Raw genomic sequence first — 12498 nt, 5'->3', positions numbered from 1 at the left:
CAGCTTCGTTATAAACATCTAATATTTGTACGACTGACTACCATCAATTGGGATGACGGCACCGTTGATGGACTCGCCTCCTGGATCTCAAAACCTCAACCGAAGAGCAGGATTTCAGTCTTCCGCATTGCCGATTGGTGCTCTGCAACCACCCATCGATGCCCCTGCCTGATTGAGCATCCTTTTCAGGTTCACAACAGCATTGCCTTCATAAACCTGTTCCAGGATCTCCTCCACGCGTGCATTCTCCCCTGCACCGGTTTCCCCGCCGGTGAGGAGACTTTCGAACCATTCCCTGATGTCTGCCGGGGCGAGGTTTCCAGCCATGGAGGACAGGCGGTCATATCCGTAGGTCGTCTTCTCCCGGAGGTCCCCTTCCCCACCGGCATAGAAATGAAGTGCCTGACCGTGCGGATCTTTTTTGATCTGTTCAATCTTTCTCTTGTCGCCGGCATCCTTTATGCCGATGACGGCATCCAGCCCGGCCAGCTCAATGATGCTTTCCGCCGCCAGGTCGAACCCGGTCCGGCCGGGGTTGTTGTAGAGGATGACCGGCTTGCCGGCGCGTTCGATGACGCGCTTTGAGTAGGTAACGGCCTCCGCCTGTGAGGGACAGATATATGGCGGGTATCCGAGCATGATGCCGGCCATTTTTGTCCCACGCACCGCTTCAGCGAGCTGTTCCGCCTCCTTCTGCCTGACTGAAGCGACACCGAATATGATCTCCATATCGCTGATGAGCTTGCCCTCCTGCGCCAAAGCATCCACCATTTCAAGCTTTTCCTCGCGGTTCAGGCTGTGCTGCTCCCCGGTCGTCCCTGACACGAGCACCGATCTGACACCCTGCTCCTGCAGATTTCTAATATGGGCCATCATCCCTTCGATATTCAAGGATTCATCTTCAAAAAAAGCGGTCGGCACAGCAACATGAAAATTTTCCCTCAGCATTCTTCCATCTCCTTTATCCTCTATTCGGCATGGATTGATGCCGGCATATCGTGCTTTCAATGCATCCAGTGTATCATTATATCCTTTCATTTTTACAATATAATCCGGTTTCCAATGATTAGGATGCATGCAACCCGGCTATCTATATAATACAGGGGGTTTATGGAATTAAATCCACATACTACATATAGAGGGGATCTGATCTGCATGCTTGAACTCAATACGTTTTCCATTACAGCACGGTGCGGGAAAACCGGACAGCTGGGTGTCGCGGTATCGACGAAGCTGCCGGCGGTGGGCATGCTCTGCCCATTCGTCAAGGCGGACACCGGTGCCATCGCCACCCAGTCGTTCGTCAATCCATACATCGGCATCCGGGGCCTCGGGTACCTCTCCCGGGGCATGACCGCAGAGGAGGCCAAAGAGAAGATCATCGCTGAAGAAGAGGACCTTGAACTCAGGCAGTTTGCGATCGTCGACCGGCATGGCAACACGGCTGCATTTTCAGGCGAGCGGTGCGAAGGCTACTACAACCATTTCGAAGGGGATGGCTTTGTCGTGGCCGGCAACATGCTGGTGAATGAAAAGACATTGACGGACATGAAGCGCACATTCGAAATCCATTCCGACCTGGAACTCTCGGAACGGCTGCTGCGTGCCCTCCAGGCCGGACAGAAGGCAGGAGGTGACAAGCGCGGAAAACAGTCTGCAGCACTCAAAGTGCATGACACGGAAGACTATCCGCTTGTTGATCTCCGCGTCGATGAACACGAAGACCCTGTGGCGGAGCTTACACGCGTGTATGACGTCGCCAAGGAAGAACTCTTCCCGTTCATGCCACAGATGCCGAGGAAGCAGGATCCAGGCGGCAGCTTCGACCCGGATGCGGTGTAGCAAAAGTAATGGAAAGGAGCATTTGATGAAGAAGATATTCGGTATTTTCCTGATGGCACTGTTTATTGCAGGATGCGGCGGTACCGACGATGGTACTGAAGATGACCTGTCGAGTACAGAAGACAAGCCGACTGAAACGACGACGGAAGACGATATGGAAGAATCGACCGATGAACCGGATGCAGATTAAAATACCGGAAGTCCGCCAAGCCGGAAATTGACAGGGGCCAGGCGGCCATTCCGATCCGGATGCAGTGTAGGAAAGTCAGAATATAAAGGAGCATTCGATGAAGAAGTCCTTGAGTATGTTGCTGATGACACTGTTGATGCTTTTGCTTGCAGGATGTGGCGGTACCGACAATGGCACTGAAGACGACCTCCCGGATACGGAAGACAAGACGACAGAAACGACGACCGAGGAAGTGACAACCGAAGAAGCCGCTGCCGGAGGCGCAGCGACGGAAGAAGGTACGGAAGAAGCCTCCGAAGGTACTACAGAGGAAGCAGCGGAAGAAAACCAGACGGAGACTACGGAAGAGACAGCGCCTGAAGGCGCCTCGGGCGGATCATCCGCTTCCGGGCCGTATGAATACAACGTCGTCACGAACCCCGTGGGTGAAGCATGCATCATGAACCGGCTTGCTGCAGAATATTGCGACGGTGTGACGATGCAGAAGAAATTCCTCGCCTACCACCACCTGACCTTCACCAATGAACTGCCGATTTCACCGAACATCGGCTGCCTCGAATGCATGGTGGACTATTCATTCGCCGTCATGGACGGCACTCAGGCACCCATTTCCAAAAATGAAGTCGATGAAAAAGGGGTACCATTCACCCCCGAGCTTGAAACCTTCATGGAATCCTATGGCTATGAGCTCGCCAACTTCTTCAACGGCCACCCGAGTGCACTGCTCGAATACCTTGACCGGGATGGCCCGGCAATGTGGTATATCCACAACAACCGCCTCTCCGGCAACTTCGCAGACCACACCACCCATGCCGTTGATGTGCAGAATGTCGAGGACATGGGGGACGGCATGTATACAGTCACCATGTACCGCGAATATGAACATGCCACCTCCAACGGCGTCGGAAGCGGCACGGTAGAATATACAGTACGTGAAACCCCGCATGCATTTGAAATCGTCAACTTCAGGGCGGTGGACACTGCTTCAGATGATGACTCGGAAGAAGCGGCGACAGGGGGATCCGGTGGCGCTGTCTCCGGTCCATATGAGCAAGATTTAGTCCAAGATCCTGCAGCCGTCGACTGCATCCTCAGCCGTCTGGCTGCCGAGCAGTGTGCAGGCTTCACGATGCAGGAGAAGTTCATCGCCTATCATCACCTGAACTTCACCAATGAACTGCCGATAACACCGAACATCGGCTGTCTCCGATGCATGGTGGACTATTCATTCGCCGTCATGGACGGAACCCAGGAACCGGTTGGCATCGAAGAAATGGACACAAAGGGCGCACCATTCACACCTGAGCTCGGTACTTTCATGGAATCCTACACCTATGAACTCGCCAACTTCTTCAACGGGCACCAGAACCGCCTGATGGACTACATCGGCCAGGGGAGCCCGGCGATGTCATACCTCGACAACAACCGTGCTTCCGGCAACTATGCCGATCATACGACGCATTCGGTTGATGTGAAAAACATCGAAGACATGGGAGATGGCACGTATACGGTCACCATGTACCGTGAATATGAACATGTCACCTCCAACGGCATCGGAAGCGGCACAGTCGAGTACACAGTACAAGAAACCCCGCACGCATTTGAAATCATTGATTTCATGGCGGTGGACAATTGACCAGTAGAGAAGGCCACTATAAAATAGTGGCCTTTTACACTTGTGTCACTTTCATGAATTCCCGTGGGAGTACACAGAAATTTCATTTTTGCTGAAATTGATGCCAATCCTTTGCTCCCCTTGCCTTTCGTCATTTTTTAAAAGCGCTTACATTTAAATTTTAAAACTATATTTCATTTTAACCGATATAAATTTCATTGAAATGTTGTCATATAACGGTTTGACATCGCCGCAACGGTTATGTTTATTATAGATAGTGTGAAATAACTTTCAAAAGAGATATAGATTTTTATATGACCATCCCTCTCTTTTACATATCGGGATGGATTTAAACTTGGGAAAATGGAGTGATTATTTGAGTAGTCAACAGGAACCCCTCAAAATCGGGTTTGCCTATGTCGGTGTCGTGCTGGGGGCAGGATTCTCGACAGGGCAGGAAATGCTGCAGTTCTTCACCAATTACGGAACAATGAGCTATTGGGCGGTCATACTGTCCGGCCTGGTCATCATGTTCATCGGCCGTCAGGCATCAAAACTTGGAAATCGTCTGGATGCGGAATCGCACCTGGAACCGATCAACGAAATGTTCGGAGAAAGGCTCGGGAAAATCATCGACTACATATTGATATTCTTCCTATACGGCGTCATGGTCATCATGCTCGCCGGTGCGGGGTCGGCCTTCTATGAAAGCTTCGGCGTGCCTTCATGGCTCGGTTCGCTGATACTGGCAATCGCAGTATTCATTACACTGAATCTCAGCTTCAACAAGATTCTCGTCGCACTCGGTGCAGTGACACCATTCCTGATCGCGTTCGTCATGACCATCGCGGTATACAGCTTCCTGAACCCGAGCGTGCCGTTCAGCGAGGCCAACACATACACAGATGTGGCCAAATCCCCATCCGGTGTATGGTGGTGGGACGCACTGACATACAGCGGCATCGTCCTGGCGATGGCATTCAGTCTGCTGTCCATCATGGGCTCACAGGCTTCCGGAATGAAGGCGGCGCGTAAGGGTGGACTCTTCGGCGGCATCATGCTGCTCGTCCTTCTGATACTGTTGAACGGCGGACTGTTGGCACGCATCGACGTGACCCATGCGGCAGAAATCCCATCACTGATACTGGCAAGGGAAATCCACCCGATACTCGGTCTGGGACTTTCACTCGTCATGCTGCTCGTCATCTATAACACTGCAGTCGGAATGCTCTATCCATTCCTGACACGCTTCTCGGATCCATATACGAAACGCTACAGAATGCTGCTCGGCGGTGGTCTCGTCATCGGCTACTTCTTGAGCCTCGTCGGCTTCGTCGGGCTTGTGAACTTCTTCTATCCAATCCTCGGATATGTAGGCCTTCTGCTCGGTGCCGCACTGACCGTCAGATGGCTGAGAAGCAAGTTCTCAGTAAAGCAGACGGCGCAATAACCATAGAAGTGGATACTTCTGTAATGAAATCATAAAGCGGATCTTATATTGAACTGTCTATTATGAAGGCATGTTTCCTGTTATTTACAGGCAGCATGCCTTTTAATTATATGGATCGAACCTTCCTTTCAGCCGCCTGTTTCCTTTCAAATCCAAACGTAGAACATAAAAAAGCATAAGGCGTACGAAAACGGCAAGCAGGTTCTAATACTGAATACATAAATAAGAAGACTGATACGCTGGGACATGGATAGCGCCACAGCATATCAGTCTTTTAAATCTTCACTCGACGGAAACTTCCTGTTCAAATACTTGGTAAGAAAGAATTGCATAACACAAAAGAAAGGAAGCGCCATAATAGTAATGACAAGAATATCCACCCTTTCTGAGAGGAAGAACACCACAATAATATACATGATCGGTACAACCAGGCTGATCCAGGCTTTCTTGTTCTCATTCGACAAAATAACATCCCCCTTTCCAGTACAATCTATCAGACTTCATACCATCATTCAAAAACATAAGAGTGAGCGGAATAATTATGTGGAATCTCCAATACAAAACAGCCCCCTGGAGCCGGGTTCATCATCCGGCTCCAGGGGGGCTTTCATTCAAGTTTTAGTTTCCACTTCTATTTCTGCTTCATGTTCACAAACACGCTCTTCACTTCAATATAGTTGGAGATACCGTAGTCGCCGCCCATCTCCCGGCCGACACCGGACTTCTTATAGCCGCCGAACGGCATCGTTTCCCACTCGAGGCCGAAGTCGTTGATCCATACGGTTCCGCTCTCGAGCTTGCCGGAAATATAGTGGCCAGTCCGGATGTTCTCCGTCCAGACGCTTGCGGCAAGGCCGTATTCACTTGCATTCGCACGTTTAATCACTTCATCGACGGTATCGAATGGGAGGATCGACATGACGGGGCCAAAGATCTCTTCTTTCGCAATCGTCATATCGTCTTCGACATCAGCGAATATTGTCGGTTCGACGAAGTAGCCTTTCTCACCGGTATGGTTGCCGCCCGTAATGAGCCGTGCGCCCTCTTCCTTCCCTTTTTCGATATAGCCCATGACCGTATCGAGCTGCTTCTTGGAGACGAGCGGGCCCATGTCGGTCGAGGATTCAATGCCCGGACCGAGCTTCACCGCTTCCGCCCTGCTTTTCATCTCCTCGATGACCTTTTCATATATCGGACGCTGGACGAATACACGCGTCGTCGCACTGCAGTTCTGTCCGTGGTTGTACATCGTGCCGTCAAAGATGCCGTCGAGTGAACTTTCAAGATCCGCATCCTCGAGCACGATGCTCGGAGACTTGCCGCCGAGCTCCAACGTCACACCCGTAACATTGTCCGCTGCATTCCGCATGATGGTACTGCCCGTCTTCGTCGAGCCGGTGAACGCAAGCTTGTCGACTTTTGGATGCACATTGAGTGCACCACCTGCCACACTGCCGGAGCCCGTAATGATGTTGACGACCCCTTTCGGGAACCCGGCTTCATTGAACAGCTGACCGATATAGAGCAGCGACAGTGGTGTTTCAGATGCCGGCTTGATGACGATCGTACATCCGGCTGCGAGTGCCGCCCCCATCTTCCAGCCTGCCATCGCAAGCGGGAAGTTCCACGGAATGATCTGTCCCACGACACCGACCGGTTCATGCAGTGTGTAGGTGACGTAATCCGGGGAGACGTTCGTCGTCTTGCCGAATATCTTCGTCGCCCAGCCGGCGTAATAGCGGAAATGCTGGATAGTGCCGTCGACATCGTCCTCCAATGCGACATGGTACGGTTTCCCGTTGTCCAGTGCCTCAAGCTGTGCCAGCTCCTCGCGGTGCGCTTCCAGAAGATCTGCAAACTTATAGATCATATGCTCCCGCTCCGCCGCTTCCATCCGCGTCCAAGAACCTTCATCAAACGCCTTCCGCGCCGCCTGCACCGCACGGTCCACATCCTCTTCCTGTGCTTCACTGAGTGTCACGATTACTTCCTCCGTTGCCGGATTGACCACATCAAACGTCTTGCCGCTTGCGCTTTTGACATATTCCCCGTCGATGAAGAAACCTTCCAGCTCATCAAGGAATTTCTTCACCTTCGGCTTCAGTTCTCCTCTAGGCTTTAGATCTGTCATTTTTCACCCTCCCTACAGTTTGAAAGCGCTTACATAATGAACATTAAAAATACCGCCATGAAAATGCGGATGTATCAAATCGGAATCATGGTGGTCGGATGCGGTGCTTATGTAGGTGTTATATGTGCCTTCAAGTTCATTATAGTGGCCCGCTTCTCCACGCTCAAGCGTTTTGTTCAGCTCACTCAAAAAGCACAATCCAAACGGATTGTGCCTGTTTCTATAATAAATTTATCACTACCGAGATGAGATAGCTGACGAGGCCAGCCGCAATCAGTACAGCGGTATTGATCCAGTAGCCCCTTGAACTGTATTCAACCACACCAAGCTTCCCCAAAATGGCCGTTATCGACGCAAAAGCAAAGGCGATTGCCCCGATGCCAAACATCATGAAGGAGATGGTGATGAAAAATCCTGCCAAAATGAATCACCTGTTTTCATATAGTATTATAGTGTACTTTATCAGACACACCCCATGTACTCCAGTGTAGATTTCAACTCTTTTTCCATTCAATAAGTAATTTCCCGTATATAGGGTAAAATTATATGAATGCGAAATGTATATAATTTATCTCCACAGGATTGTGAGGTGAAAATGATGAAATATCCATACGCTGCCGCTTCCCATGCGGCACTCCGGGCCGGGATGCATGAGCGGGCCCGTGAGCTTTTCAGGAAGGGGCTGACCCATCAACTGGGTGCGGATGAACCGGTCATCAGAACATATCTGAGGTTCTCCCAGCATGCATACCTGCACAGCCGCTTGGATCTGTTGGAGCTCGATGAGGAGTACAGAAGCTATCTCAGAAGCCTCGTATACCGGCATGAGAAAAACTATCAGGCCGCATGGGAAATGATCGAGTGGATTCCGGACGAGGCGCTCCTCCCGCTCAAAGTGGGTCTCCTCTGTGACATGCGGAAGAAGGATGAACTGATCGAACTCTCGGAAGAAGGTGTGGATGTACTCGCTCACCTGAAGATTGAAAGGAAAGAGGCACTGATCCGGCACATGATACGGAATCATGACATAGAGCGGGCGGCACAGATGATCAGCAGGACGGAACCTGACAGGGCGCGGCTGCGGACGCTGTTCGAGACGGAAAGCAGCCATCCGGTCATCAGATACGATTGGGAATCATTCCGGAACACGCATCTTGGCATGGAATCCGACCCGCAGCCGGAGGACTTCCCTTCATTGATGGCTACAATAGAATCCCTCGAGCCCACCATCCAGGATGCGGCACATGTCCACCTCATCAACCGGTTCCATGACCAGCCGGAGTATCACTGGACGCTCAACAGAACTTCCGTCGCACATATGAACGACAAGGCGGATCTACTCCAATACATCATAATTGAAGCCCTCTACACACTCAAGTTCAATCCATCACTGCTCGGTACACCATCCTCACAGCTTGATCTGCTGTTCGAATACTACCACAGCGGACATCGCAGCCAGGCCGTCATCCGGGCCATCCATCAGCTGCTGCCGGATGCCAAGTTGACCGACAGCCATATCCGTTCGATGCGGAAGATGATACTCTATGGCACACTCGACCTCTACAACGAACGGCTAATCCAGATGTTCAGGGAGGACAAGAAGGCCTATATGGTCTTCCAGTACCCCGCCCTTTTCCTCGACACGCGGATCAACCGGGCGGTCGACAACTTCGTCTATTTCCATTTCTCAAGCAAGGTGCGGGAGAGGATCTTCCGCCCCCTGGTCACGGAACTGGTCGAATCGACCGAGAAGACCACACTGCCACGCTATTTCGTCCACTACCTGGAACGGACGAGACACAAAAATTTTTCCAGCATGTGCATCCTCGTCCGTCACACATACCGGAGGGGTGACATGGAACAGGTCGAAAAATACATCGGCGAACTCATACCGGACAACCAGTTCAGGCTGAGATTGTATCTGGCGAAGTTCCTCTACGGCTTCGGCGAACTCGAAGAGGCACTGGAAGAGGTCAAGGCGGCTGAAAAGCTGACCGATCAGCATTCGGAACTCTATATGCACTTCATCAAAATCTACAGGCGGCTGGGGGATGCCGAGAACTTGCTGAAATATATGGAGAAGATGAGGGAACACTACCCGAAGGCCCTGCCGGATCGGGAATATGAGAAGGCAAAAGCCGCGTATGAAAGGCTGAAGAGCGGTTGATATGCATGAAAGAAGCGGACACCTTAGTGAGGTGTCCGCTTCTTCGTTGTTCTATTCTCTGTAGTCGCGCCTGACGATACCATAGAGTGCACTGTCACAAAGTCCTTGGTTGTTGCGGTCCGACTGCCGGGTCGTCCCTTCATACAGCAGTCCGCACTTCTCCATCACCCTGCCGGAACCGGGGTTTCTCGGGTCATGCTTCGATTCGATGCGGTTTAATCCGACGTCTTCGAAGAAGAAGCGGATCAGCCGCCCGAATGCTTCTGTCGTGTATCCTCTCCCCCACCACGCCTTGCCGACGCAGTAGCCGATATGGACCATGCCGATGGAATCATCCGCATCCACCACGCTGATCGTGCCGACCGGTGCATTCAAATTCTTTGGAACGATGGCCCATTGATAGAAATCATTCTTATTATACTCATTCACCCAGTGATCGACCAATTGACGGGTCACTTCCACTGATCCATGCGGCGGCCAAGTCAGGTATTCCGTCACCTCCGGGTCTGATGCCCAGTTGTGATACATCGCCTCTGTGTCTTCCAGGGTGAGCTTTCGGAGCACGAGGCGCTCCGTCTCCAATGTTTGTGTACCAAGATGCTGCATATGTATCTCCCCTTTTTACATTATAGGAAAATTTAAAAGACTAATAAAAAAGTAGACGCCAATATTTGGCGTCCTTTTCTACAAGCTCAAAAAGCTTTCTATTTTGAAAGTAAGGTTTTCTTCGTCATATAGAATATTGTATGCAGTTTTCTCTTCTACGGTTTCATCAAGATCATCGTGGAGCCGATCTGAATACACTTCTATATAAATGTTTTCTCCATCTCTTTCAAATTTCACTACTTCCAATCCCCAAATTGTGAGATTAGGAAACAGGTCGTTTTCAAAATTACTGTTCAGAGCATTATATGTTTCAGTCCCTTCAATGATGTAATCTTCAATATATACAATATCCCGGTTATCATAGGCCCGCTCCAAATCAGAGAAATATGAAGCAATAAAATTTTCAACTTCATATTCAATATTTTCTTCGAAGCTTTCTCTTTCCTGTTCAATGAACTCCTGTTCGTAAACATCATCACTATGTTCCGAAAGTGCTTCTTCATCAAAATCCAATGAAACCATATGATGATTTTCGGAATCCAAAGTTTCTGAATTGGAGATGTTCAACTTTTCAGTCGAAGCATCAAATGCCTTTCCTTCATACTCGAGTGTTGCACCAATTTCATATTCTTCCCCATATTTGAACGGCCCCAACTCATCATTTTCCGAGTCACTCACGTCAACACCAGTTTGAGATTCCCCATTCAATTTGACTGTGATATCTTCACTATCTATGTCATAAAATGAATAAAGTATCGGAACATCCAAAGACACATAATATAACCCCAAATCCAACTCGGCAAAAACGGTTTCATATCCATAATAGTTGCTGAAGTCCACATTGATCGTTGAATCAAAAGTTTCCTCATTGATTGTACTTGTTGCACTTAATGCATACTTGCCTGGAATAAGTTCATTCAACTTGGTGTTCCCGGTATCCACTTCTGTTGTCTCGCCATTAAATTCATATTGCAGTGCTTCTACATCTTCCGGCAATTCCAAAAGCACGTTATGCTTGGGTATAGTGAGACTATATTCCTCGAATAGGCCAAATTTCTTACCGTCTTGCGTCATATCCAGTAAAGTGAAGTCTTCATCATAGACGCCGCTTGGTCCGAAACCATTATCCAGATCACTAGACACTTGGTTTACAGATTGCTGCAACTGTGAAAAGCCCATACTGGCGTCTATGTACCTTATATACGACTCTGCCTCTTCTATGGATATATCAGTGGACACAGCCCCCTGCAATCCTTCAGCATCTCCACTTGTTACAGCATCTGTGTATTCATTCAGGACATGTTCGTGCGAGTACATGTTGGATAGCACTTGATAAGTGACAAAAAGGACCAGCAGGAGTGCTGCAACAGATCCCAATATTATCGCCAGTCGCCTCTTCTTTTTTGGGGTCATTGGTTCACGTTTCATACCGTTCCCCCTCTGGTAATCAGTATTAATGGAACCATCCGACCTTTCAGTGTGGTTAGAAGGCTCCGAAGCCAATTTTTCATTTCCGTTCTGTTCATCCGTCAGGAGTTTTTCTCCACATTCAGTACATACTTTTTGATCGGGTCTTATTTCGTTCCCGCAATTTTTACAATACATTGAATCCCTCCTATTCTAATAGAACCAATACGGAGCAACCGTATTTTCTATTTCTGCAATCACCATTCGTATGACGATATAGTATGCGACTGCTGTTAAAATAATGTAAATGAAAAGACTATAGAATGTGTCGAGCTTCGAGTTGTTGTACTCCGCGTATTTGAGGAAAATATAGATTGGGGCAATATAAAAGATGATGCTCCCTATCAATGAGACTACAAGAGATATCTCATATAGTTTGATCCATAGTAGAAGAACAGCCATTATATATGAGCCGATGACGATGACTGATAGTAATGCATAATCATTAAGTACTTTGTCCCAAGGGACAGGATTTTTTACAATCCATTTATTCATTAAAAGCAGAACAAGATAAAACAAGGAGAATGTCAAAATACTATAGAAGAAAACTTGGAACATGACGGATATCTCCACTTCCAAGTAGGCTGAAGGAGCGGTAGCTGATCTTAATACAATGAGTGTCAAAACACTAAGAAGAAACAGGAGGGCTGTAGGCACCAGCGTTGAGATCCATGGGGAAGCGATGTGCTTTTCTTTTACAGTGTTTTCAGGAGAGACAATTGCTGATTTTATAAACTCGAAGGCTTCGTTTAGATATGTAGGCTGGTTAACTGTTGTGGCTTCAGTTGTAGAAGTTCCATATTGGGAATGTTCTGCTCTGCCGAATTCAGCACTTTCCTGGTAGTCGGATTCCGGCACTTTCCCATCCGATTGAGCTGTTACGTCACGTAAATCATTCCCACATTCACCACAGAACTTATCATTTTCAAATATTGGGCCATTACAACGGGGACATTTCATTCAATTCCTCCTAGTATACATTATAAGAAAATTATAACAGTAAAATATTGGTTATACAATTTGATATCAA

12 protein-coding genes are annotated in these 12498 nt (G+C 48.9%); 5 read left to right on the top strand and 7 right to left on the bottom strand.

Annotated elements, in window-relative coordinates:
• Positions 1–114 precede the first annotated feature (114 nt).
• Positions 115–948, bottom strand: a complete 834-nt coding sequence (locus BO53_RS0111040) for a dihydrodipicolinate synthase family protein (protein ID WP_031548176.1) — start codon at positions 946–948, stop codon at positions 115–117.
• Between the two features lie 207 nt (positions 949–1155).
• Between BO53_RS0111040 and BO53_RS0111035 the strand changes: the two genes are divergently transcribed.
• The 4 genes from BO53_RS0111035 to BO53_RS0111020 all read left to right on the top strand — a co-directional run bounded on the left by BO53_RS0111035 (position 1156) and on the right by BO53_RS0111020 (position 5097).
• A complete protein-coding gene (locus tag BO53_RS0111035) occupies positions 1156–1842 on the top strand; it encodes a DUF1028 domain-containing protein (RefSeq protein WP_031548174.1) in 687 nt (228 codons plus the stop codon).
• 25 nt (positions 1843–1867) lie between these two features.
• The gene (locus tag BO53_RS13945) at positions 1868–2032 is read left to right on the top strand and encodes a hypothetical protein (RefSeq protein ID WP_156956137.1); all 165 of its coding nucleotides are present in this window, start codon (positions 1868–1870) and stop codon (positions 2030–2032) included.
• 97 nt (positions 2033–2129) lie between these two features.
• Positions 2130–3668, top strand: coding sequence for a hypothetical protein (locus BO53_RS13625; RefSeq protein WP_051683108.1), 1539 nt, complete (start codon positions 2130–2132; stop codon positions 3666–3668).
• A gap of 355 nt (positions 3669–4023) precedes the next feature.
• Positions 4024–5097 carry a YkvI family membrane protein gene (locus BO53_RS0111020; protein WP_031548165.1) on the top strand — a complete coding sequence of 358 codons (1074 nt, stop codon included), beginning with the start codon at positions 4024–4026 and terminating at the stop codon, positions 5095–5097.
• Positions 5098–5728: 631 nt separating this feature from the next.
• Here BO53_RS0111020 and BO53_RS0111010 read toward each other — a convergent pair.
• The 3 genes from BO53_RS0111010 to BO53_RS0111005 are packed head-to-tail and all read right to left on the bottom strand — an operon-like array spanning position 5729 to position 7649.
• Complete coding sequence (locus tag BO53_RS0111010; RefSeq protein ID WP_031548161.1) at positions 5729–7228, bottom strand: aldehyde dehydrogenase family protein; 1500 nt, start codon at positions 7226–7228, stop codon at positions 5729–5731.
• A gap of 12 nt (positions 7229–7240) precedes the next feature.
• Positions 7241–7417: a hypothetical protein gene (locus BO53_RS13940; protein WP_156956136.1), complete on the bottom strand. Its 177-nt coding sequence runs from the start codon at positions 7415–7417 to the stop codon at positions 7241–7243.
• Positions 7418–7448: 31 nt separating this feature from the next.
• The gene (locus BO53_RS0111005; protein ID WP_031548159.1) at positions 7449–7649 is read right to left on the bottom strand and encodes a hypothetical protein; all 201 of its coding nucleotides are present in this window, start codon (positions 7647–7649) and stop codon (positions 7449–7451) included.
• Positions 7650–7823: 174 nt separating this feature from the next.
• Here BO53_RS0111005 and BO53_RS0111000 point away from each other — a divergent pair, with 174 nt between their 5' ends.
• Positions 7824–9395, top strand: coding sequence for a hypothetical protein (locus tag BO53_RS0111000; RefSeq protein ID WP_156956135.1), 1572 nt, complete (start codon positions 7824–7826; stop codon positions 9393–9395).
• A gap of 51 nt (positions 9396–9446) precedes the next feature.
• Here BO53_RS0111000 and BO53_RS0110995 read toward each other — a convergent pair whose 3' ends face one another.
• The 3 genes from BO53_RS0110995 to BO53_RS0110985 all read right to left on the bottom strand — a co-directional run bounded on the left by BO53_RS0110995 (position 9447) and on the right by BO53_RS0110985 (position 12428).
• Complete coding sequence (locus BO53_RS0110995) at positions 9447–10001, bottom strand: GNAT family N-acetyltransferase (RefSeq protein ID WP_031548154.1); 555 nt, start codon at positions 9999–10001, stop codon at positions 9447–9449.
• A gap of 78 nt (positions 10002–10079) precedes the next feature.
• Positions 10080–11606, bottom strand: coding sequence for a TcaA second domain-containing protein (locus BO53_RS0110990; RefSeq protein ID WP_031548152.1), 1527 nt, complete (start codon positions 11604–11606; stop codon positions 10080–10082).
• A 15-nt stretch (positions 11607–11621) separates the two neighbouring features.
• Positions 11622–12428 carry a zinc ribbon domain-containing protein gene (locus BO53_RS0110985; protein ID WP_031548150.1) on the bottom strand — a complete coding sequence of 269 codons (807 nt, stop codon included), beginning with the start codon at positions 12426–12428 and terminating at the stop codon, positions 11622–11624.
• Between the last annotated feature and the right edge of the window lie 70 nt (positions 12429–12498).

It is taken from the genome of Salinicoccus luteus DSM 17002, assembly GCF_000712035.1.
Lineage (GTDB): Bacteria > Bacillota > Bacilli > Staphylococcales > Salinicoccaceae > Salinicoccus > Salinicoccus luteus.
The sequence above is the reverse complement of the archived record's forward strand: the minus strand, read 5'-3'. Positions and strand labels throughout refer to the sequence as shown.